12 protein-coding genes are annotated in these 25,019 nt (G+C 39.8%); 1 reads left to right on the top strand and 11 read right to left on the bottom strand.

Annotated elements, in window-relative coordinates; translation table 11 throughout:
- Positions 1 to 11: 11 nt before the first annotated feature.
- Genes B5X70_RS01045 through B5X70_RS01035 form a run of 3 tightly spaced genes read right to left on the bottom strand, consistent with a single transcriptional unit; the run spans position 12 to position 7,663 of the window.
- Positions 12 to 1,766 carry a RagB/SusD family nutrient uptake outer membrane protein gene (locus B5X70_RS01045; protein ID WP_079555993.1) on the bottom strand — a complete coding sequence of 585 codons (1,755 nt, stop codon included), beginning with the start codon at positions 1,764 to 1,766 and terminating at the stop codon, positions 12 to 14.
- A 10-nt stretch (positions 1,767 to 1,776) separates the two neighbouring features.
- On the bottom strand, positions 1,777 to 4,887 hold the full coding sequence (locus B5X70_RS01040) for a SusC/RagA family TonB-linked outer membrane protein (RefSeq protein ID WP_079556215.1): 3,111 nt from the start codon (positions 4,885 to 4,887) through the stop codon (positions 1,777 to 1,779).
- A gap of 22 nt (positions 4,888 to 4,909) precedes the next feature.
- Positions 4,910 to 7,663, bottom strand: a complete 2,754-nt coding sequence (locus tag B5X70_RS01035; protein ID WP_079555992.1) for a family 43 glycosylhydrolase — start codon at positions 7,661 to 7,663, stop codon at positions 4,910 to 4,912.
- A gap of 619 nt (positions 7,664 to 8,282) precedes the next feature.
- Here B5X70_RS01035 and B5X70_RS01030 point away from each other — a divergent pair.
- Positions 8,283 to 10,421: a family 43 glycosylhydrolase gene (locus B5X70_RS01030; protein WP_079555991.1), complete on the top strand. Its 2,139-nt coding sequence runs from the start codon at positions 8,283 to 8,285 to the stop codon at positions 10,419 to 10,421.
- Positions 10,422 to 10,492: 71 nt separating this feature from the next.
- Here B5X70_RS01030 and B5X70_RS01025 read toward each other — a convergent pair whose 3' ends face one another.
- From B5X70_RS01025 to B5X70_RS00995, 8 genes are all read right to left on the bottom strand, one after another.
- The gene (locus B5X70_RS01025) at positions 10,493 to 12,427 is read right to left on the bottom strand and encodes a glycoside hydrolase family 97 protein (protein WP_079555990.1); all 1,935 of its coding nucleotides are present in this window, start codon (positions 12,425 to 12,427) and stop codon (positions 10,493 to 10,495) included.
- An 80-nt stretch (positions 12,428 to 12,507) separates the two neighbouring features.
- Complete coding sequence (locus tag B5X70_RS18480) at positions 12,508 to 12,636, bottom strand: glycoside hydrolase family 43 protein (protein WP_143255003.1); 129 nt, start codon at positions 12,634 to 12,636, stop codon at positions 12,508 to 12,510.
- 396 nt (positions 12,637 to 13,032) lie between these two features.
- Positions 13,033 to 15,417, bottom strand: coding sequence for a glycoside hydrolase family 127 protein (locus tag B5X70_RS01020; RefSeq protein WP_079555989.1), 2,385 nt, complete (start codon positions 15,415 to 15,417; stop codon positions 13,033 to 13,035).
- 698 nt (positions 15,418 to 16,115) lie between these two features.
- Complete coding sequence (locus B5X70_RS01015; RefSeq protein ID WP_198314235.1) at positions 16,116 to 19,253, bottom strand: glycoside hydrolase family 2 TIM barrel-domain containing protein; 3,138 nt, start codon at positions 19,251 to 19,253, stop codon at positions 16,116 to 16,118.
- 208 nt (positions 19,254 to 19,461) lie between these two features.
- On the bottom strand, positions 19,462 to 19,995 hold the full coding sequence (locus B5X70_RS01010) for a DUF3237 family protein (RefSeq protein WP_079555987.1): 534 nt from the start codon (positions 19,993 to 19,995) through the stop codon (positions 19,462 to 19,464).
- Positions 19,996 to 20,102: 107 nt separating this feature from the next.
- Positions 20,103 to 22,487, bottom strand: a complete 2,385-nt coding sequence (locus B5X70_RS01005) for a carbohydrate-binding protein (RefSeq protein WP_079555986.1) — start codon at positions 22,485 to 22,487, stop codon at positions 20,103 to 20,105.
- A gap of 75 nt (positions 22,488 to 22,562) precedes the next feature.
- Positions 22,563 to 23,936 carry a glycoside hydrolase family 43 protein gene (locus tag B5X70_RS01000; protein ID WP_079555985.1) on the bottom strand — a complete coding sequence of 458 codons (1,374 nt, stop codon included), beginning with the start codon at positions 23,934 to 23,936 and terminating at the stop codon, positions 22,563 to 22,565.
- 10 nt (positions 23,937 to 23,946) lie between these two features.
- Positions 23,947 to 24,783: a sialate O-acetylesterase gene (locus B5X70_RS00995; RefSeq protein ID WP_079555984.1), complete on the bottom strand. Its 837-nt coding sequence runs from the start codon at positions 24,781 to 24,783 to the stop codon at positions 23,947 to 23,949.
- Positions 24,784 to 25,019: the final 236 nt, after the last annotated feature.

Below are 25,019 nucleotides of genomic sequence, written 5' to 3'. Positions count from 1 at the left end.
TTAAATGCCTGTTACCAACCAGGATTATTCTCCATTCCAGTCTTCCATATTTCTGCTTCAGGAATAGGATAGAGATACATTCGCGGTTCAAAAACTCTCTCCTGAGCAACCCTTCTAGAAAAGTGCAATTCTTCACCCACTGCTTGTATGGTCATCCCATAAATAGGACGGGCAAGAGCCTCCACTGCAACATTCCAACGTCGAACATCCCATGCGCGATGATCCTCAAAAGCCAGTTCAACTGTTCGCTCTTTCCTTATAAAATTGCGCATACTTTCCTGGTCATTCAAATCCGAACGATCCCTCAAATCAGCAGTCAAACCAGCTCTATCCCTCACCTGTTGCAGAGCATCGAACACTTCATCAACTGGTCCATAGGCTTCATTCATCGCTTCTGCATAATTTAAAAGAATCTCTGCATATCTGATAAAAATCCAGTTTCTCCACATGGTTCCACCTGTAATCGGGTGTGTACGTGAATCGTCCATGTATTTCCTGTTATAATAACCTGTTGGTGAGGCCGTAGAGCTACCTCTTGGATTATCTGCGCCTCCTTCTGAAACATCAATCGGACGATTCCACCACATGGCTCCATGATGAAGAACAGTGGCATAGAACCTTGCATCTCTTCCTGAGTAAGGATCGTCATCTGAATACCCGGAAGCTACGTTGATAGATGGGGCTCCGTTATTATAAACAGGCGCTCCAGTTGCATCATAACTTAAAAATGGAGAATGACCGTTGGCCATATCATACATGTCAACCAAATTTTGGGATGGGGATAATCCACCATCTCCTCCAAAACCAACAGGAGATTCGCTTCGCAACCAATCACTTTGTCCATCATTCCTCCAGAAAATTACTTCAGGATTTAAATCCTGTTTCCTTGTAGTGATGGCCTGCATATATGCAGTAACAGGGTCTGCATGTGTATGTAAACGATAATATGTACCATTCCCAAATAGTTCTATAAATTGCTCGGCAGCCTCAGCAGCCTCTTCCCAGGATACGAGATTCAAGTTTTCAAACCTTGGACTGGCTAAATAAAGCTTTATTCTGCTCTGTAAAGCCAGATTTGCACCCTGAGTAAATCTTCCGTAGTTCTCCGCTGACATAGTCATTTCATTGTCAAGGCTGTCACGACTTGCTTCTAACTCATTTAGAATGAATTGAAAATTAGCACTTACAGAACTTGGTCGAGGGATCTCGTTAATAGACTCATCCTTTGGGTCAAGCCGTTCAGTGATAATTGGAACAGCACCATAACGCAAGGCCAATTCCCAATAAAAATATGCTCTTAAGGTACGGGCTTCAGCCTTCATCCGTCGAACTTGTGCTAAACGTTGCGCGACAGTTTGATCATCTGTCATTGGAACACTTTCAATTCGTTCTAGCAGAGTATTACATTTTCTGATTGCTCTGTAATAATGTTCCCAGGTGCTAATTAATTCTGGAGCCCCACTTCCTGCATAATAATTACCTATATTAAAACTGGATCGTGCACCACCCCACGAGTAGCTGGTTGTAGCCAAATCGGTAGTTGCGTCCATCCAAGAATTATTAATTCGTCCACGCCCATTTCTTAAAAAATTATATATGTCGTGGTAATAGTAACGGGTATTGGTCCAGTTTGAAAACACCTGTTCTTCAGTCAACTCGTTACTGGGCTGTTTGTCAAGAAAATCGCCGAATGCATCTTCACAAGATGTCAAAGCAAAACCCGACAAAATAGAGATTATGGTGATACTTAAAATAACTTTTTTCATAATCTGATTTTTAAAATTTTACATTAACACCAAGATTGACGGCTTTCATTATAGGATAATGAAAAGAGCCCCTGCTTTCAGGATCGACCTTAATATCCAAATTGTCCCAGGTTATGAGATTGTTAGCATTTACATAAAATCTTAGTTCACTCATATGCCAACGTTGCGAAACCATTTTGGGGACTGTATAGCTCACCTCAACGTTTTTCAACCTTATAAAACTTCCATCCTGAAGGAAAAAAGAGTTCAGTCTTTGGTTGTGGTTCCCAAACTCATCATAATGCAGTAAAGGATATTTTGCATTGGCCAAATTTTCTGCTTCGCTGACAGCAGGATTCCAACGGTGAAGGTGATGCTCACTCACTTTGCCATTATTTACAAAGGCAAACATGGTTCCTGCGTCATAAAAACGGCTTACATTTGATACTCCTTGGAACATTGCACTAAATCCCCAACCTTTATAGTTACCTCCGAATGAAAAGCTAAAAGTATTTTCCGGAATGTCACTGTAACCTATAAAGGTCACATCTCTTTCATCAATAAATCCATCACCATTCATATCCCTGTATTTGAGATCTCCCGGTTGAACATCGCCAAATGTCGACACAGGCAAATTACCAGCATCAATGTCAGCTTGGGTTACAAAACCGTCAGCAATCAATCCAAAAAACTGATTAATAGGTCGTCCTTCACGCTTTCGGTAATCAGGCATGCCAACTGGCTCATCCATGAATTTGATCTCATTACGGGCATGCATAAAATTGGCGTTCACAAAATAATGAAGAGCTCCTAAACGGTTATTGTGGCGTAGCTCAATTTCGAACCCTTTGTTTTGGGTTTCTCCCAGATTACCAGGCGCCATCTCAACTGCCAGCCATGCCGGCTTAGTTAAATAGTCCGTCAAAATATTGTCCCTGTTCTCCAAAAAGACATCAAAATTCAAAGCAAAAAGCCCATTTCTAAAACTGGATTCAACACCTGCATTATATTTACGGGCACGCTCCCAGGTCACAGCGTAGTTTGGATATCGACCTTCAAATATCCCTGGTTGAAAATTATTACCAAACATGTAGGCACTGTTAAGTTGCGTCCAGGAGTCGACATAAAGAAATCTGATGTCTTGTCCATTACGTCTAAATGCATCATTACCGACCTCTCCATATGATGCTTTAAGCTTAAGGGCATCCAGCCATAAGTTAGTTTGATCCATAAAAGATTCATTGGACAACATCCAACCAGCAGAGAAAGAAGGAAAGAATCCAAAACGGTTTCCTTTGGCAAAGTTTTCTGAACCATTATAACCGGCATTCATTTCCCAAAAATATCGTCTATCAAAATTGTAGGTTACACGTCCTACCAAACCTTGGTATCTTCTGGGTAACTGAGCTTGAAAACTATAGTCATTCTGATTGTATAAAACTAAACCAGTAACTTCATGAAGATCGTCAAACATCCTGGAATAATTAAGAGCATATTCCATATATGTTTTCATGGATGTGCGTTGAACATTCCCCTGATAAACCAACTCGCCATCTTCTCCAAATCTTGTGTAACTGGTTTCCAACTCCGGATTATCCCTATCAATCAATTCATATGTTGCAAATGGAGCTGAGAACCGACGATCATAATCGGTATCATAATCAAATGACACCATCCCTCTAGCAGACAATCCAGGGGTTATATAATCCATCTTATAATCTAGGATAAAGTTGGTTTCATTAATGGTTCGAGTAGTTTCATAAAATCCACCGTTGGCCAACTTTGCTGCAATATTATTTTGGTGTTGAGAATTACCTCCATAAAAGCCATTCTCATATTGAATTGGAAACTGCCATCCGGGAGTGTGGCTCAATTCGTAAAAAACCTCATTAACAATACCCGAAGTTTGGTCATCAATGATATTAGGTCCTTTACGTTCCTGAAAACGAGTTCCAAAATTCACCGAAGCAGTTAAATTACTGGTGACAAGAAAATCCAAATTAACTCTGAACGAGTATCGTCTGAAATTCACATTTCCGCTCTGCCCGTAATCATAATTGTTGTTATCTCGATATAATCCACCCTGGTTAAAATATTCCAATGAGGTGAAATACCTGATCCTACGGGTTCCTCCTTGAATGTTGACGTTGTAACGCTCTGCTGGCGCAGAGCGACGAAGAATTTCATCATACCAGTCAACATTAGGATAAAGTTGCTGTTCCCTCGGGCTTAACTCACCACGTACAGATCGACGAAACATCTCTATATCTTGTGCTGAATAGATAGAAGAAAGACCATCATTCGCTCTGGCCTCTTCCAAAAGTTTTACTGACTGGTAAGAATCCAAAAATGCATCACCACGTGTTGGCATTTGCATTTGGTAATTCGCGGTGAGGCTAACAGTAGGTGCCTGTTCACGTCCTCTCTTTGTTGTGACCAAAATAACACCATTAGCACCTCTAACACCATAAACAGCAGTTGCTGAAGCATCCTTTAAAACAGAGATGCTTTCAATATCATCAGGCGCAATTTGGGAGAACTCTCTTTCAACACCATCTACCAGCACCAGAGGCTGGTTGTCACCGGCAAACGAGGCCCGACCACGAATAAATATCTCGGCATCGTCCATTCCAGGTGCTCCTGACGACTGAGAAGTAATTACTCCGGGTAGTTTTCCAGCAATGGCCTGTGTTATATTAGGCGAAGATGATCGCAATATTTCTTCTGTTCCAACAGAAGAAATCGCTCCAACAACACTTTCTCTCCTTTGCTGTCCATAGCCTACAACAATTATGTCATCCAATTGATAGGTATCTTCCTGAATAACAATATCAATTACCGATCGACCATTAACCTCAACTGTTGCATTTCGAAATCCAATAAAACTGATCAGCAATTCAGAATCAGGAGATACGTTGATGGTATACTGACCATTAATATCAGTTATGGTGCCCACGTTTGTTCCTTGTTCTCTTATATTCACACCGGGAATATAATCTCCGTTTGAATCAGTGATTGTTCCCGTTACTGTGTGCCCTTGGGAATAAACAATCTGACTGAATAACAAGATTAAGGCGAATAATAAAAGGCGGAAGGGATTGCCTCCCGCTCTTTTTCTATTTATATTAAATAAATTTGTCATAAAAATGAAGTTAATTAAATGATTACTGGCCATTAACCACTTTCTTCATCCAAACACCAGGATGGAAAAAGAAAGTATCGTTAACGCCGCCACCAGCGAATGTATTAACCGAATGGTCCCAGTCAAAAACAGGATTCAGTAAGATGAAGATCTGCTCTCCGCCCCATGCATCACTTGATAAATGAAGCACTTGAGATGATTCGTCAAAATTCCAGGAACCTCCAACTTCTTCTCCGCTGTGCAGGTAAGTACCATCAGCATTAAATACCATCATTGGCGCAGACATATTGTTTACGCTGGCTGGGCTGCCCTGGAACCAGAAGGTTCCATAATGCCATGTTCCCGGAATATCATCAACTGAAACCGTTCCGCTTTCAACACCTGAGAATCTCTCTGGAGAAATGACCGGAAATGGCTGTTCCGATGTAACCATACGGGTATCCTCAAGCCAGTTCATCACTCTAACATGCATCTCATAATCTTCTCCATCTGTTTTTCTGGCCTGATGCACAACATACCAGTTGTCACCATCTCTCCAGGTCTTAATGCCGTCTGTGTATGACCAACTTGTTCCTCCTGAGAATTGATAAGGAGTAAGAATTCTACTTTCGCCAAAACTGCTTCCATCAGACAAATTCCTGTTACCATAATCGATGTATGGTCCCATCGGATTGATTGACGCACTCTGAAGCACAGATACATTATTATAGGTTGCAATAAGGGTATAGTAACCATTATAATATATCAATTCAGGTGACCCTACATTAAGATTAGGATCGCTGCTGGTTACTGCAATAACAGGAGAACCTAAAGGCATACCCGTAGACTGATCCAGTTCAACTATATGAACTCCACCGACTCCCTCACCAAAAGCCAGGAAATGACCATCAGCTGTCGCCACAAAACTTGGACTCATTGCCTTATATGAGGTAGATACATCAGAGAAGAGCACCTCTCCCTGATCTGTCCATGATGCATTTTCCAATGAAGAACTGGTCGCATAACCTATTACAGAAGCATCAGTTCCAGCCTCAACAGAATAGTATAATCTCCACTGACTTCCAACTCTGGCAATTGCAGGTTGACCAATCATTATGTCTTCATCCTCGATTGAAGAATCCAATTCCATCAGTCTTGCACCAGCCCAGTTATTAATTACACTGCTGAGAACATATCCATGATCATCAAAGAAAACCAAGTCATCACTTGATCTAACAACAAGCCCTCTTTCGTAATCGAATCCATCAACTCCGGCATTACTTGAAAAAAACCAATATTTGTTATCCACAGCCATGGCCGGATCATAAATTCCGGCTCTTACATTTGAAGGATCAGGGCCAGATGCGTCGCCTATTTTTCTAATCCAAACACCTGGAAAATCTCCAAACGTATCATTGATTCCTGCTCCGACAATAATCACTTCATTATTCCCTTCAAAATCATGCCCTTTAAACAATCGAATATAGATATCTTCTCCTCCCCATTCAGTACTATGCATATGTAATATTCCTCGTCCTGGATCAAAATCCCAAGATCCCCCACTATAAGTTCCATCTGCGTTGAAAGACTTTGGATCATTTATAGCACTTAGGGTATGTCCCCAAATTGTACCATAATAGTAATCGCCTGCAATATCGGCAATGGTAATATCATCAGGAAGAGGTCCGGCATACCTCACAGGGCTGATGCCCGGCACCGGAATCCCCGCACCTACATTTCTTCTTGAATCATCGATCCATTCCATTCGCCTTATATGTAACACAGGTTCAGAAGATCCGGCTGCAACAGCGTGATGTGCAGCAAAAAACTGATTGTTATCGTCTTTAAAAACACTGACACCATTAACCCTTTGCCAGGCTGTTCCTCCTGCATGTTGAAGATTAGACAAAACCCTTGATATTTCCCAAAAATTGGCAATTCCAAGCGCACTTCTTCCTGAGAAATCAGAATATGGCCCCATAGGGTCAGTTGAATAAGTGTGTGCTGTAATGGGTAAATCCCCATTATCAACAGTAAAAAGCAAATGGTAATAACCTCCATGGTAAAACATTGAAGGGTTCCCTGTAAGGGTGTTATCTGCTCGTGATGCAACTCTTACTGCAGATGCGCTTGGCATGCTGGTTGCTGGGTTTAACGGTACAATATGAACCCCACCTCCGCTATTACCAAAAGCCAAATAATGAGATCCTCCATCTGGAGACTTACAAAAACTTGGACTAATAGCTTTATACTCCATTCCCGGCTCAGAGCTAAGAATCTCCCCCATATCAGTCCATTTTGGATCATCCAACGAGGGGGTTACTGCATATCCTATAATAGAGGCATTAGTTCCAGCGGATACTGAATAATATAGTCTCCACTCATCCCCAACTTTAACTAAATCAGGTTGGCCTATTCTAATATTGGTTTCTACTACAGCATCATCAAGCTCTAGCAACCGTGCACCTGCCCAATTAGAAATAACATCAGATAAAATGTATTCATTCCCCTCGGTCATTGTCATATTAACCAAATCAACTGATCTGCGTACCATAAGACCATCCTCGTATTCCACTCCTTCTAGCGAAGCATTCGATGAGATGATGTAATAGTAATTATCCTTTCCAATAGTTGGATCCGTCACATTCGAGTATGAAGGATCCATTGCTGGTGGCTCTGGTTCAGGATTTTTCTGGTTCCCAGCCGGTGGATCCATTTGATCCCACTTCTGGCATGACCATCCTAATAAAACTCCAAACAGAGTCACGGTTAACAATGGCTTAAATTTTATTCTCATAATCAATTTTTAATAATAAAACATTGAATCATAACTTTTAATTGAACTCTTCCTATTTAAAAAAGTGATTTAGGTTTACCTCCATAGAATTGAATATTTGACATTAAACTTCTGTTTGCGATTTATAATTTTTGTTAAATCAAATGTAGGGTAGATTTCACTTTTCATGGTTCAAAATAGTACATATGTGGTGGATTAATGTTGACATACTATGATAGAGAACCTCAAACACCCTTATGAAAAGGGTGTTTCTAACGAAAAACAAACTACGATGCATTTTTGATCAAGAGACCGCACCAAAACAATATTTAACAAAAAGAGTGTTAATCATTCTATACGAATGGAGAGCAATAAGCTAAAGCATATTTACAAATTGATCCACTATAAATAAACTTGTGTCCACCAAGGAATAAAAAAGAAACAATATTTTTATTGCACTCTAAACCATAATTGTGGCTTTAAGTATTTAAAAACACAATTTCCCCTCTCACTTACCAAGATTGACAAAAGGATAATGATATAAAAGAATAAAAACCTCTCTAAATCATCAGTATTACATACTTATACTTAAGCATAAATTACAATTCTAAATAATATAGAATAGCCAAATTAAAAGACTATGAAAAAGAACTTTACCGTATTACTAACTCTGATTTTTATAGCAAATTACACCTTATCAGGTAACCTTTTAAATGACTTTACCCCACCACCCTATTTCGATACCTACCATGAATTTGCGACAGATCCTGAAAATTGGTCCATCTTTAATGTACACGATCCAACAGTCACCAAAGATGGAGAGTGGTATTACATGTTTAATACCGATGTAGCATTTGGCGGTCATAACATTGGCACGGGTGCCATGGTTCGTAGATCCAGGGACCTGGTTAAATGGGAATTTCTTGGAACGGCCTTTAATGGAGTCCCTCAATCAGCAAAAGAGTTCTTTCTCCCGCATAACCCAAATTACGACGACTCAGGCATATGGGCACCATTCGTAATCAAGGTGGGAGATGAGTTTCGTCTGTATTATTCAGCACCAGGAGGTCTTGACGGACAAAACCTTGCCTATATTGGCTTCGCAACCAGCCAATCAGCGGCTGGCCCATGGGAAGATCAGGGACATATAGTTCACTCCCTGCCTAATGACCCCATTAATGCAATCGACCCATCGGTGGTAATTGATCCGGAAACCGGGAAGCATTGGATGGTTTATGGATCGTACCAAACAGGCATGTTCGTATTGGAGTTGGATTCGGAAACCGGAGGCATTTTAAACGAAGGTGATAAAGGCGTGAAAATTGCTGCTCGCTCAGGGGGCAGACATGGTTCAATAGAGGGGCCGGAATTTAGCTACAGAAACGGGTGGTTTTATCTTTTTGTATCATACGACTGGCTGGAGGATTTTTATAATGTCAGGGTTGGCAGATCCCGAAACCCTGAAGGCCCATATTACGATATTAATGGACGAGATATGGCTGCCTACACAGACGATTATCCGATGATTTTAGCTCCTTACAGATTTAATCATCACATGGGATGGCAAGGAACAGGTCACAATGCCATCTTTAATGACAACGGAGATTACTACATTTTTCATCAGGCGCGACCAAGCACATCAATTTTCTGCATGAACCTTCATGTTAGAAAAATACACTGGGTAAATGACTGGCCTGTAGTTGAACCCCAGCGATATGCCAATGTCCCTCAAACTCCAATTAGTGAAAATGAACTCATCGGACAATGGGAACACCTTTTATTGATATATAACAAATCAATTCCTCACCAAAGACCAAGCATCATTGAGCTTCTTGAGAATGGCACCATTGACAATAATGCGGCAAACAGATGGAGTCTGGACGGTAATAAACTTACCATGAGTTGGGGTAATGGACAGCATATAGATCAACTAATTGTATCCCGCGCCTGGGATTGGGAACTCCGAAGACTAACCATTACCTATACAGGCATGAATGAGGGTGGCTTAAATATTTGGGGGAAACATATTACACAGGATGCAGTAGATGCTGTTTCAAATGTTTTTACTGACTCTGTTTATGTCATCCGCAATCATAACAGCAATAAGGTTCTGGAGGTTTTTAATGGAAATGATGCCTTTGGAACAAACATCATCCAAAACACATACACAGGAGCCAATTCCCAAAAATGGATGGTGGAAAATGCCGGGAGTGGTTATGTTGCTTTGCGTCCAATAAGCAGCTCTCAGGGAAGGTATTTGGAAGTGGCAAACAACAATGCAAACAATGGCGCAAATATTCGGCTGGGGACCAATGTAATCGATAACTCAAAACGATTGAAATTTAACTATCAGGAAAACGGCTACTTCTCTATTCATACCGCCTCGTCAAACGATATAAGATCGTTTGATGTGAGCAACTTCTCAACACAGGATGGAGCGAATGTTGTGCAGTGGGAATATATGGGTGGAAATAATCAATTGTGGAGAATAGAAAGAATTCCTCAAAGTCCCACTTCACTTATGAAGACACCTGAACTAAGAATCAGTATTTATCCGAATCCAACAACCCAAAAATCGGTTACAATAGACCTAAACTCTGTGAATCCGGAAAGCAACCTTAAGATTTCCATTTATAACATCTCAGGTTCTATGGTTGAACAGTATGAGGGAGAATGGCTGAACCAATATCAAACAAAAGTCAGATTTGAAAATGGCATATATTTCATAAGAGTTGAAACACCTTCATTTACTTATACAGAACGAGTTATTTCGAGGTAATTCATCCTTCTGCTGATATAACAAAAAAGGGACGATGGATCGTCCCTTTTTTACTTTTATCAAATAAAACCTTAGTTTGCCGGATACCATATCACAAAGCCACCATTTGGTTCCATGGTTAATGTAACATCTGTATCTACCTCAGAAATAGAAAAACCCTTATCTGATCCATCAGAAATTAGTTGTCCGGTAGTATTCACTCCAGACAAGTCAAGGTTCATGGAAATCTCTCGGGCTCTATCCTCGCCATTAATCCCTGCAACAAACCATCCATTTTCTGCTTCTCTGGCCAATACAGCAAACTCTCCCGGATACCCATCAACAAACCGAGTCTCTAGCCATTGCACCGGCAACTGGCGCAAGAAATCTTTTACATAGTCCGGAACTTGTCGAATACCCGCTGGTCTCTCTGCCAAATGTTGAATGCCGGATGTAAACAAAATTGGCAAGGCCAATTCATGTCCTGGCGTTGTTATTCTTATTACATCACCAGGTATTCCGGTTAAATTCATTGGGGTGTAATCAATTGGATCAAAAACATTGCGTGAAAACACTTGCATGGTATTGTGTCGTGGTGCATTATTTGCTGTTTCTTGTGTAAACGTGACAAATTCCATCCCTTCAACTGCCTCAATGGTAACAAGGTTTGGATAGGTGCGATGCCATCCCCTTGGCAAGGTGGCTCCATGGCAGTTGACTGTCAAATTGAATTTTGCAGCGTCCATGAAAATATCATGATAATATTCAATAACTGACTGACCATCTCCACCAAAAAAGTCAACCTTAACACCAGAAATTCCAATTTCGCTGATTCGTTGAAATTCACGCATGCGATCCTCGCGAGTTAACAACGCACTTCTAGGCGTGTAAGGAGCTGTATTCCAATCGCCTGCCGAATTATACCACAGAATTAATTCCACATTTTTAGATGCAGCATAATCGGCCAATTCTTTCATGCGGTCATAGCCAATGTTTTGATCCCAGTTAACATCAATTAAGCAATACTCCCAATTCATATCGGCTGCAAAATCAATGTACTCTCTGGTGGTATTGTAATTAACTGACTCATCTTTATACATAATCCAACTCCAACTGGCATTTCCCGGCTTCACCCATGAAAAATCCATATCAATGGTTGGTGCAGCAAGGTCTGTTCCCAGGGTTGACATCACAATGTCTTCTAAGGAACCAACAGCTATTAAACGCCAGGGCGATAACCATGGCAGCTTAGATTCTGGATTAAGCTTTCCATCAAATATTGTTTCTCGTGGATCAGGGAACCCAATTTTATACTCATTATCATTATATCCGGGAATCAGTCGGGTTCCACAATAACTCTTGTGTAAATCAGCCTCAGAGATTAACATCCAAACATCTCCATTTTTGAATAACGCCGGATAAACCCACCCTACACCAAGAGGAGAAGGGGTACCTGGTTTCACCTCATATTCATATTGCTCTTCGTAAGATGGGTTGGTATGTTCCCAACCAGTTTTTGCAACCGACATTGGAGACAGCCAACCAATGGTTCCTTCAGTAAACCTGAATGAACTGGCCTCTGAGGTAATTTTTTTCACATCGTCACTTTGACCAGGGAAGTAATAGCGATAGGCAAAACCGTTGTCTGACAATCGAAAAATAATATCCATTTGTGCACGATCGCTGTTGAAGAAAGTTAACACTGTTTCAAAACCTTCATAAACATGGTCAACTTGTTTACCGGTTACCAAAGTGTATTGATCACTGATGACCTGGCTTTCTGAAACCCCTCCAAAAGCGAGATTTTCTGTAAAGTCTGCATCCTCCATAACAACTCCAAGCCTTGAGTTTTCAAGAATGATTTTCCCATCATAAACAAGAGAGTAAAATGCATATCCATCAATTGATAGATGAACAATGGCTTTTAAACGGCCATCCGGGCTCTTTAATTCCAGATCCTGTTCACCGGATTTACACCCCGAAAAAAGGAGAAGAATAAGAAATAATTGTAAGAATCTTTGCTTCATAGTCTTTGGATTTTATTGATTACTTAAATGAACTCTTAATATTTGCGAATTCAAACCAAATTAAAAGTAAGCAATACAATTTAATTATCCAAACTTACTTTTGGGATGCTGATTTTGAGCCCCCCCAAATTATACGAAATAACTGCTGCCCATCCTCCCGAAGGCCATTCAACCGGCAACAAATAGGTGTCTTTTCCTGTGTTCCTCATATCAAAATCATAAGGTCGAACACCCAGAGAAACAGCACACCACTGACCGTCCTCGTCTCCTGAGTTCCGTACTTTTTTTCAATCACAAACATCAAAAAACATGCTGTCAGCAGATTAAGTATTTTTTAATTGGTATTATGGGTGTCCCAGTGAGGAATCCAGGAGATTAGAACAGAAGCCAACATTGCTGAAATATTTTTTTAAAATTTTTTTGATTTCATTCGAAGTTTATTTTCGTTATGTAATTACAATTCAGAACTTTTTATTGGTATATATCAAATACGCCTCCCGATCTGGTTCATCGGGAGGCGATACTTGAAGCAATCAATAAATGACTTGAAATTTATTCATCCAATGCCTTTATTTCAAATAACACGTAATCTGTTCAAAAATACACTATTTCAACAACCTTACATAAAAAACTCCTCCTGCAATGGAGTTCTCATGAGCCTGAAATCTAACCTCGTGATAGTTTCCACTCTTTTTCGACTTTATACTTTGAGGGATTTCATAGTTAACATCAAAAAAGCGGTCTCCTTGCGAGCCATCCAGATTGACTGTGGTTAGCAGTTCTCCGTTCATCAAAATATCAAAGTTTCTACCAGCATCGCCACCAAAATAGGTAACCCTAAGTGTAGATGCCTGGTTTTCTGGATCGCTTAATTCATAAGAGAACCAGCCATGAGCATGTCTCCAATGGCGATTTTGATGGACGCCTGTTTCAGTTCTCTCTCCTTTAAAATTTCGTTCAGATTCAGGTTGTTGCTGACCAGTTTCGACGGCATCTAAAGTGCTGGCCTCTAACTCAAGCATTTCACGTTCCCTTTCCTGAAGTTCCTGACGAATGCTTTCCAACTCTTCTCTTGTTGATGTTTGCCAATACACCATATATCTGGCATCGTGCAGCATGTAAAAAGGCATCAACTCCATATCTCTGAATTCGTCTGGAAATATAAGATCGCTGGCAGAAAAAGTTAATGGTTTTCCAGGAACAGGCCTAACTTTATCTTCCAAATTGAACTCACCGGCAAGCAAAACTGGAGCATCTTCTCGTGAAACAAGAGGTCCATGAGCAACATGTCCCATACGGCTATCGTCAGCAATCAGGCCAATCAAATCCTCAGTTCCAGCATGTCCGGTTAACACGAGTGGCCCATGCAATAGAGCCATATAAGGAGAACCATCGGGCATTTCCTCTCCATAAGTGTACATAGGAAGAGAAATCTCAATTACATCACCATCTTTCCACTGACGGGTAACTGCAAAATACTCGCCTGGATTACTTTTACCACGAACGTTTCTACCATTTACTTTAACCTGCAAATCAGATTTATCAATCCAATTAGGATGTCTCAAGAATACGGTAAAACGGGAGGAATTGTCAACATTCACAATAAACTTCGAAGACTCTGTCTCGGGAAAAGCTGTCTCCTGTGTAATTTTTAGTCCATTCTCCTCCCAATTTAAAACTGAAGGGATAAATAGATTCACATATACATTATTTAAATCGTCACGAGCATAAATCAACTCTCCATACTTAGCATGATTTTCAATCCCGCTACCAACACAACACCAGAATGTTTCTTCAGGATTGGAATAAACACGGTAGTGTCTTGGTCTCATTGAAGTAAAATAAACCAACCCTCCATGCTCAGGATGAATAGATGGTAAAATATGATTGTATAAAGCACGCTCATAGTAGTCAAGGTATTTTAGATCATGGCTGGAGAAATACAGCATTTGAGACAGCTTCATCATGTTATAAGTATTGCAAGTCTCAGGCCCTTGACGTGATTCAATCATAGAAGAGAAATCATCGATCTGATGGAAATGTTCATAAGTACTGTTCCCTCCAATAACAACGCTTCGGTTGTTAACAACCGTGTTCCAAAAGAAATCAGAAGCCTCTTTCCATTCTTTATCATCGGCCAACTCAGCAATTCTCATAAAACCTACAACCTTAGGAATTTGAGTATTGGCATGAAGGCCGGTAAGACGGTCTTCCTTAACCAGCAAAGGATCTAAAATTAAATGATGTGAGAACTGTCTGGCCAGTTTGAGATATTTTTCATCACCAGTAATATCATAAACATCTGCAAATACTTCATTGACTCCCCCATGTTCAGACACCAGCATTTCCTGAATCTGTTCAGCTGATAAGTTTGCAACCAATTCAATGCACCAATCGGTCAATGCAATCAACATATCGAATGCTTTTTCGTTACCTGCCAGCAGATAAGCATCACGTAAACCGGCATAAAGTTTATGAATATTATACCAGGGAACCCACTTCCCATTCAAAGAAAAGTTACCAGCATTAATATGACCATTTGCAATCTCCTTCCACATTTCTCTACCACCAGGTATTCCACCTACATAGCCGTCACCATTGGCAATCTGACAACGCTCAAGCTCATCAATCATATAGTTTAGCCTCTTTAAAGCTTCCTCATTGCCTGTTGAGGCAACCATTAAGGAAAAGGAGGTTAAGAAGTGACCCGCAGTATGACCATCAAGCCCAATGTTTTCCCAGTTTCCGTAACGGGGTGCTTTGGGTTCCAATCCTGCATCAATCAGGAACGGAGCCAATAAACGATCCAAATCATGAACCATAACATATGCTTCGTTCATGCTTGCCGCATGAGCAAAAGGGCCATCCAGCAATCTTACCTGCGAAAGGTGAAATGGTTGGATGTTCCCCTGTTCTGCTTTTTCCTTTTCACACGCACTAAATAATAGTAACGTTAATGCTAAAGGAAGTAGTTTTGAAATAATTTTCATAACAATGATATTTTTGATTAAACGTTATAATAAGCTAGCTTTTATTTGATGCATAATACATAATCAGAATATGTGCAGACAACTGACTTTTTTAATGGATAAAGAACTTTTCCGTTTTTTATAAAATCTACGATTTTAAATCCAATTAGAAGAGTCTTCATGAAAAAGAAACCTCTATTTCTGAATAAATCTAAATCCCCAGAACACTCTGGTGATAATCAATCAATAATCTAAACCCAAGCAAATGAAAAAAAATAACAACAAAAAAATGTTGAAGAGCTATTATCAAAATGAGTTTTATGAATCACAGCATATCTGTTAAGACATATTTACAAAAGTAAAATAAATACATACCTTCGTTTTGTAAAATCAGATAATGAATATTATAAAAATAGATAATAATTTTATCCAAAAAAAGAGAGTCAAAGTTTTAATTTTCAAAGACAAAAGATCACGTCTCTAATTATTAAACCTCAAATACTGTTTTTTCAGAAACATTAGATGGCGGCATTTCAAGATGCATTTAGTGCAAAAACCAACTATAGAATATTGAGTGAAGTATGACTTAGTTTGGGTTTTACGAAGCTATTTATCCAAATGCATCGTTTAAGGAAGATTAATAATTCTTACATAGATATATTTATATGCGATTGTTTAGAATTAAGGTAATAAATAAAAGAGCACTTACACAGTAAAAACTATCTGTATTCCTCATTGATTACATTCAATATGAAACCATATGAATAAGGCTTATTCCCGTCAATGGAATATTGCTCCATTGTACGTGCCCCCCATGAATCGTTGCCACCTACCCCTTTAATATTTAAATCAATGTTCACATTCACAAAATCACGCCGGGGTAATAGGTGATTATGGCTTGTTGTTTCCAAATCCTCTTCCTGATAAGGCCATGCGCGAAAGCAGAGTGGTTGTAATCCCTTAACTCTAATGTGCGATGAATTCCCATTGCTAAAGGAGAACCAACGAACATCTCCCCGGTTGGCATTGTCCTGCGGCACTACGAAAGGAGTTATGAACTCTTCCAATGTTTTATTATAATGGCCAACCAATGCCGCAGTTTTCCGATCGGGGTAGTTTTCAAACTCGCCTCTGCCGTACCAAATTATTTCATCATATTCAGCGGGAAGTCGCATTCGCATTCCAAACTTAGGCATTTGGGCAATATCATTGGTTTGGGGCTCATAAAAAGCCTCAACCTGAATTTCCCCCTCTCCGTTTATCTGATATTTAAGTTGGTATGAAGCTCCTACCGGAAGTGACATTTCAAACACTACAACAGCTAAGCCATTCTCAATTCTACTTTCCACCTTTTTCACTACTCTATTTTTAGCTGCATCACGCCACGAACCTAAACGAGTGTTGTACCCGTTACGTCGTTGGTTATCATTGGCTGGTTTCCAGAAATAGGGCTCAAGTACTCCTTGTAGTAATTCATCCCCATTTACATTCCAGCTTTTTAATGCACCATTATGAATATCAAACACAAAAATCGAATTAGTGGATTTTACCTCTACGGAAGAATTGCTTTTCGTAATTACCGGTGTTTGCCCCGTTGAACTGATATGAGAAAAAGAATACGGATGTAGCTGAAATTGCTTTTGGGCAACAACAAACCCTTTGTCGGCCCATAGAGTTGGTCTTCTCAATTTCGCATATACATTTAGAAAAAGTTCTCCATCTACCTCTAACGGATAGTGTATTTCGAGTATGTTATTTGCGTTGAGTGGCTGCTGATCAGATTTAATGACTTTGCCATTATCTAAAAACTCATAGAAATATTCATACTCATGCAGTGATGTAAAGTCGAGCTTACTTATTACCTGAACGTTTGACGAACCAGGGACTACAGAGAAGTCGATATACTGCTGAACCCTTTGGGCTTCATAATAATGGGGGTGCGGAACTCTGTCAGCTCCTATCAACCCATTAAGACAAAACGGACCATCATTGGGAATGTCACTAAAATCACCTCCATAAGCCCAAAATTCATCCGGTTGAAGCGTTAACATTGCTGGATCTACACCGTATCTTTGAAGAGATCCATCCCTTTTCTTTGCTATAGACTGGTCAGCCCAATCCCAAATTGCAGCACCGGCAATGCTCTTATCTGCTTCTATTACATCCCAATACTCCTGCAGATTTCCCAGCGAATTGCCCATTGCATGGGCATATTCGCGAAGCATAACAGGTCTGTCGGTAATTCTTTCGGCCAACTCTTTAAGTTCATTGGGTGGCAAATATCCATCATCGTAAATATCCGACACAGACCGGTCAGAGTCGCAATAGATTATTCGGGTCGGGTCAATTGCTCTAACAGTATCGCGCATAGCTCTAAAATTCATTCCGCTGCCTCCTTCGTTGCCAAGTGACCAAAACAGAATGGAAGGATGATTTTTATCGCGCTGAACCATTGAAACAACCCGATCGACATGCGCTAAAGTCCAATCGGGGTTATCACCCAATTCCAGATTTCCAATACCATAACCGTGCGACTCCTGATTGGCATCACACATAACATACAACCCATAACGATCGCAAAGCTCGTAAAACAAAGCCGAATGTGGATAATGAGCAGTGCGTACCATGTTGAAATTGCCCTGCTTAATGAGCTGTACATCCAACTCAGTAGTTTTAGGATCCACGTAACGACCCGTTCGGGGATGATGGTCGTGCCGGTTGATACCCTTCATCTTAATGGCTTTGCCATTAACCTTTAAAACATCTCCAACAATCTCAATTCGGCGAACACCCAAATGGTATTGAAAACTCTCAACCTCCCCTCTTCTGTCATTTAGTGATATTACAACATCATATAGGTAAGGGTCCTCAGATGACCATAAACGTGGATTTTCAATGACATCGTTCAGGACAACTGTCTGGGTGCTATTACCAGGAATTGTCGGAACAGGTTTAACAAGTATCTTTTCTACAGCTCTTCCGTTCCTGTCCCTTCCCGAAATTGAAACTTCCAGATTTAAATTTCTTATCCTGCGGTTGCTCTTATTGCGCACTTCTATCTCTGCTCCAACCCTGGCAGAAGAAAAATCTGTTGAGGGCTCAGCAATTAGGGCATAGTCTCGAATATGTGTTTTGGGACGTATCCATAATTCAACAGGCCTGAAGATGCCACTTAAACGCCAAAAATCTTGATTTTCCAGATAACTGCCGTCGCTCCAACGATAAACTTCAACTGCTAAAAGGTTTTCACCGGGCTTTATAAATTGCGTAACATCAAATTCAGCAGGCGAATATGAGTTTTGGCTGTATCCGACCTTTTGCCCGTTTACCCAAAGGTACATGGCCGATTCAACCCCTTCAAAGTAGAGGTAGAATTGCTTGTCGTCCAAATCTTCATCGAGTATAAAGGTAGTAATATATGAGCCTACAGGGTTTCGGTTTTCGTAGGCAAACCAATCAGTGGGTGGTTCCCCGGTAACAAATGGCTGATCTCTTTTAAAAGGATAGTTGATGTTGAGGTATATGGGCTTTCCAAAACCCTGCAATTGCCAATTGCCGGGGACTACAATATCATCCCAAACTTCTGCATCAAAACCAACTTCATAAAAATCAACAGGTCGATCGTCAGGCTTTGGCGACCACTTAAATTTCCAGTTTCCATTGAGAGATATAATCTCTTTATGCTCACTTTTATTTGAAGGAAGCACTAAGGAGCTCCGGTATCGTTCTTTGTTAATCCCAATAATTGAGGGGTTTTCCCAATCGGAAGTCTCTTGAGGATAACAAAACATTGAAACCAGTAATAGGATTAAAGTGGTTTTAAACTTCAACAGGAATCTGGACGATATATTCATCATAGCTAAAAGGTATTGAATTTGAATAAGGCTTGAGCAGTCTTCTGGAAATATGGAAAAATGTATATCTATTATAGATTAACCACACATTCAGTTTCAAACAATGCATTTATCATTATGCATATTTGTCTTCCGTTTGAAGCGTATGTTTTTTCGAAAACTGATGCTAAAATACATTTTTTTAAGAAATCACTACATCCTTTAACATGGATTACAGCAGTTTGTAAACCCCTATAATCACATACGGGTCTTCATCTTCCTTTAAATCGGGAAATCCTAAGGTGCCAATAAAGATTGCGTGATTGAGATATTCATATGGGCTGTTAATTGGTGCTTCCAAATCAATCACCGATTTACTATAAAGTTGACTTCCCTCGTGCATCAGAACTTTGTTAATGACTTGAATAATGTAGCCATCATCTGTTTTTAAAAGGTATCTGGCATAGAGTTCCGTATCACCATCAGGTCGCACAAGTTGCCAATCTTCGCCCATTGGTAAAACCACTCCATTTATATTTGTGCCACTAAACGTTCCGCCAAGAATTGGAATAATCCGTCTCACACCCCTCTTACTCTCTCCAAGGTTTATCATTTCCCCGATTTTCACTTTTGCCTCCCACACAAGTTCTGTTTTAAAACTTTTGTAAATTATTTCATGGGAGTCATCATTTTCCTGAGCACTTAAACCATTCATAAACAGTCCAGTTAAAAACAGCATCCCTATTGATTTTGATAAGACAGTCATGGTAAAACAATTTAAAATTTTACGCGTTCAATTTAATGAAAATAGGGCGAAAAGCTAGAAAGCTTAAGCCCTATTGAGAACAAAAGAATAAGATAATGATTTAATTTTTATTTCTGCACTGTCACTTTTTGAGAAAAATAATCATCCCCATTGCTGATTTTAACAATGTAAACACCGTTTGAGAAATTTCCGGAAATCTGCTTCTCCGCCTCATATGTAACAATCTCATTAACGACTACATTACCAGCTAAATCTATTACTTTTACATTATTATATATCAAATCGTTTGTCCTAATACTAATTTGCTTTGACAAAGAGTCATGGTAAATTAAAACATCTTTAACAGCGGGGTTATTAAAACCCACAGTATTTACCTCAATATCAAAATAGTTGATATTAAAACCACTACTTGTTGCCACTATTTTTAAATATTGCTGTCCTTGCTTTAAACTGATGTCAGAAGTAACGGTTTGCCAAATTTGCCAGCCACCGGTATTTGGGACGTTAATCGTTCCAACTTTCACGTCATCCACATAAAGATCGAAATTACGACCTCCAGCTTCAGCTGCAAGACGGAAAGAAATTTGAAACTCAGTCTCGTCACTTTTGTTATCAATAGCATATACCAACCAGTCTCCACTATCAATCCAGCCAACATTTATGCCACCTCCATCATCTGAAGTGGCTTCTGTATCTGTCCCATACTGAAGAGTATAGCTTTCAGCCTGGATTTTAGCAGGTATTTCAGTCCATTCGCCTGGTGCTTCGACTTTATTTTCAACAGCAATATCGATAAACGCGACTAACTCACCGTGATCTGCGGCTGTAACATCTCCGGGAACGTAGCTGATTGTAATCTCATCCCCGTAATATACATTATTAGCCAGCACTAAACTGATAATTTCCTTTCTCACAAAAAATTCGCGAACAACTGCATCCTGATTATTAACTTGTACAGTGAATTGCTCAAGTTGCTGTTCCGTCATCCTCATTGCCTTTGAGAATTGTAAGTTTAATGCGATCGCATTCTCTTCGAGTATTGCTTCTTCAATGGTTACCGGCAAACCTTTTGACTTATTGATAACAGGGTAATCATCAACAGTTTGAAGCAGCCCATTATCAGTTGAAGAAATCCCCGTGCCGGTATATGTAACGGTCAATTCATAATCAGCGAACACCTGCTCGTCCAATACAAAAACGATGGTTTTTGGATTGTCCTCCCAAAAAGAGGACTGCTCAGTTATCGGAATTTCATTTAGACCTTCAAAGGTCGAATTCAAAACCAAACCATCAATATCAGACGGTAAGATCATATCTTTGTTGAATTTAATAATCAGCTCATTACCCGATTCTTGAGCAATAATTTCAGTAATCCGAGGCGATGAACCTGTAAGAAGATTATCGACCAACAATTCATTAAACTCAGCAAGATCCTTCTCGAATACAGATATCACATTCCCATTGTTGTACGAAATATTAATTTGACTGCTGTTAAGAATTGCCTGTTCCAAATTAATGGCCATAATATCCTCATCTATTAATTCAATGTTATTAATATCTACAGGGACACCATCTACATTAACCAGAAAACCTTCAAAATCGTCTGTCTCATCAATAGGCAATGAATATTCAATAACAATTTGCTTAGGATCAGCATCGGTAACATAAGCCGTATTTACTTTGGGAATTCCAAAGCCAAGGGAGAATCGTCTGCAAAACTCCCAAATCACTTCACTGGTATTTACTGGTTCCATAGAGTGCCAGTGCCCAACTCCTTCATGTTTTAATAAAACAACTTCAACCTGATCAGTTCCGGGTCCATAAATGTACTTTGTGGTATTTGAATGACTCATTCCTGCTGGATATGGCTGAATTACCTCGGGTGTTTCAGGGCAATTATTGCGCTCTACCCATGCATCTATAGCCGTTTGAACACCACCAAAAACAACAACATCATCAGTAGTTCCATGCGTATGTATCAAAGGTATAGGTCGCGAACTATTGGTATTTGGTCCTTGCATTAAATAACCCCCTACAGGTGCAAATGCTGCTATTTTATCGGCAATCTGAGTTGCCGCATAGTAGGTCATCATTCCACCCATGGAAAATCCGGAAAGATAAACTCTGTCACGATCAATAGCATAACGATCGTGCATTTCATCAATGATAGCAAGAATAAAATTGATATCGGTCGAACCAAAAAGACTCCATCGACTATTAAGTCCTTCGGGATAAACAACTACAAAATTATGCTCACTCGCAACATCCTCCCACTTTGTCATATTCTTTTGGTAGCTGATATCCTGATTCATTCCATGCATGGAAATCATAAGAGGCCGATTGGGTTCGATATCGGATGGAGCATAAGCCAGCATCCTCCTGGTTTGCTCACCCACTTGAATATTTTCAATTTGGGCAAAAGAATTGGATGGAAATAATGCAATAATCAAAGCAAAACATAAAATCTTTAGGTTGTGGTTTTTAGTTTTCATAATAACTTGAATTTAATTAACACTAAATCTATTAATATAGATTGACTAAAAAGTATTAGACTAACTTTCTACCTGCTATTGAAATCTCCACCAATCGAAATTAAACAGATTGCCTTCTTGGCCTTTAAAAACAAAGCAGACATCGTGAACACCTGTTACTTTTTTCAATTCACATGATTTCATCTCCCAACTTTTTGAACCGCCAGTATTTCCCACCGTTAAATGGCCGATTAGTTCTCCATCTGGATTGTTTAAACGAATTTCAATTTCTCTACCATCAGAATCTGAAGCAACGCTGGCTTCAAACACCTTAGCTCCATTGTTAAAATCGACACTTCGTACAATGAGGTAATCATCATTATTTATATTGGTAACATATATACCCGTTTCATCATCTTTTTTTGTCTTTAATCCTTCACTCCATGCTATGGTTTCAGCCTCAACCCGATTATATGGATTGAGATTTGAAACACTTTCAGCAACTCCATGCTTTGTTGGTATCATTAAAGGGATTGAGCCATCGGGGTTGTATTCAAACTGCTCTACACATACTGAACGCTTGAAGCCTTCTCCTCCGGATAATTCATGACTGTGATAAAAGAAATAGGAATTGCCTTTGTAATCAATAATTCCCGGATGATTAGTAAATGCCAGATGAGGAGCTCTTTCCATAATGAATCCTTGATATGTCCATGGACCTTCAATAGCAGGAGCAGTTGAGTAAGCTATATACTCAGGAATACCAGCAGCTGCGTACACCAAATAATATAAATCATTTCTTTTATAAACCCAGGGGCCTTCAGTGTAAGTTGTCCTCATTCTTCCATCGCGCCCTTCATGAGAACCAAATGCCTCAGTTGTCATTTCTACGGCCATTATTCCGTTGTTACCAATACTGCGATCGTAGGAAATCATATCTTCATTAAGCTTGACATAGTAAAGCCCGGGGTTTCCCCAGAAGAGATAAGCCTGGCCATCATCGTCAATAAATACAGTTGGGTCAATATCGTGCCAGACATTATTGGTTCCCTCAATTAGACGATGCCCCAAGGGGTCGGTGAACGGTCCAGTTGGCGAATCAGAAACCAAAACAGCTACACCATCACCATGAATAGGGCAATACAAATAGAATTTTCCTTTTCGTTCAATGCATTGCGGAGCCCAGGCACCGTTTGTTATATCACTCCATTCAAAATCCTTAAGTGATGCAACAACTCCATGGTCAGTCCAGTTTACCATGTCAGTGGTTGAATAACAGCGCCAATTATACATGGTAAAGAAGTTATCGACGGTTTCGTCTTCGTCATTTGTGGTATATAGATAGAGAGTGCCATCGTGTACCATAGGTGCTGGATCGGCTGTAAAAGAAGTTTGAATAATGGGATTTTGAGCATGAACACAATAAGCTCCCATTAACAATATCGTAATAGATATTTTTTTTAGTAACATAGAACCAGAATTATTTAGAGATTAATATACCATAGTTTACTTCAAGCATCTTTTCACCATACCTTCTTCCCAATATTCTATATCCTTCTGATGTAAAGTGCAAACCGTCGGTCATTCCGGGGCAGCCCTTTGAAGAAACTACATGGGCATTTGATATGACACCCGGCAGCAGATTTATAAAATGATTGAAAGCATGACACCTCCCTCCAAATTCGTCACTAAGCATTTCGCCGGCAAGTATCGGTGTCTTTTCTGGGTTGAGCATTAAGTCAGCCAACAGGTTATCATAAATATCCTGCACTTTATTGACCCAAAGCGTATCGTTTGGGTTCGATTCACCCTGGTGTAACAGGGCTCCTTTAATTATGCCGTTGGTTTGGGCTATTTTGGCCATTTCAACCAATCTACCATATGGATTTCCTCCATAATTCTCAATCCAGCCAATCATCCAATCGGGAGCCGTTTCGATGTACTCCTGATGATTGTATTTATCGAACAATTCGATGCGTGACCCACCAACAGATACATTTATAACACCAATGGTTATTGAGTCCGGTAGATTCTCAATGAGTGTGCGTCCGAAATAATCTGCGGGAGAGATTCCCGCATTGCAATCAGAAATAGGTGGCGTTGCGGTGTACCAGTTTCCCATGACCCTATCATGTTTCGGGCAATCCATGGCACTCAACATTTGAAAACGTGCATCAACAACAGAGTCTTGTGCTTCGGCAGGTGCTGCTCCAGCCATATTCGACTGACCAAAGCACAGGTAAATGTGAAAGTTTGGGTCTTGTGAATAAACCAGCGTGCTTAAAAACAAAAACGTTATCATTAAAAGTAATTTCATATCCTTGATTTTCTAATAGTTAAATTATTATTTTTGAAGCTGTTTCAAAATTGAATTTAAATTGTACTTGTCTTTCAAATATTAAATTTCAAAGTACGATTTACCCCTAAATCCCCCATAGTGGGAATTTAAGCCTCCCATTTGGGGGAGGTTTGGAAGGGTAAATACAATGATGCTTTCAAATTGCAAGAATTAAGTATTCTTATTCGACCTTTGAGACATCTTCATGATTTTTC

Source organism: Alkalitalea saponilacus (assembly GCF_900168165.1).
GTDB lineage: Bacteria > Bacteroidota > Bacteroidia > Bacteroidales > Marinilabiliaceae > Natronoflexus > Natronoflexus saponilacus.
This window is presented reverse-complemented; position numbering and strand designations above follow the sequence as displayed.

Excerpts from the sequence above, each read along its gene's own strand:
- B5X70_RS01045 (WP_079555993.1), bottom strand. The coding sequence starts at position 1,766 with ATGAAAAAAGTTATTTTAAGTATCACCATAATCTCTATTTTGTCGGGT.
- B5X70_RS01040 (WP_079556215.1), bottom strand. The coding sequence starts at position 4,887 with ATGACAAATTTATTTAATATAAATAGAAAAAGAGCGGGAGGCAATCCC.
- B5X70_RS01035 (WP_079555992.1), bottom strand. The coding sequence starts at position 7,663 with ATGAGAATAAAATTTAAGCCATTGTTAACCGTGACTCTGTTTGGAGTT.
- B5X70_RS01030 (WP_079555991.1), top strand. The coding sequence starts at position 8,283 with ATGAAAAAGAACTTTACCGTATTACTAACTCTGATTTTTATAGCAAAT.
- B5X70_RS01025 (WP_079555990.1), bottom strand. The coding sequence starts at position 12,427 with ATGAAGCAAAGATTCTTACAATTATTTCTTATTCTTCTCCTTTTTTCG.
- B5X70_RS18480 (WP_143255003.1), bottom strand. The coding sequence starts at position 12,636 with ATGAGGAACACAGGAAAAGACACCTATTTGTTGCCGGTTGAATGGCCT.
- B5X70_RS01020 (WP_079555989.1), bottom strand. The coding sequence starts at position 15,417 with ATGAAAATTATTTCAAAACTACTTCCTTTAGCATTAACGTTACTATTA.
- B5X70_RS01015 (WP_198314235.1), bottom strand. The coding sequence starts at position 19,253 with ATGATGAATATATCGTCCAGATTCCTGTTGAAGTTTAAAACCACTTTA.
- B5X70_RS01010 (WP_079555987.1), bottom strand. The coding sequence starts at position 19,995 with ATGACTGTCTTATCAAAATCAATAGGGATGCTGTTTTTAACTGGACTG.
- B5X70_RS01005 (WP_079555986.1), bottom strand. The coding sequence starts at position 22,487 with ATGAAAACTAAAAACCACAACCTAAAGATTTTATGTTTTGCTTTGATT.
- B5X70_RS01000 (WP_079555985.1), bottom strand. The coding sequence starts at position 23,936 with ATGTTACTAAAAAAAATATCTATTACGATATTGTTAATGGGAGCTTAT.
- B5X70_RS00995 (WP_079555984.1), bottom strand. The coding sequence starts at position 24,783 with ATGAAATTACTTTTAATGATAACGTTTTTGTTTTTAAGCACGCTGGTT.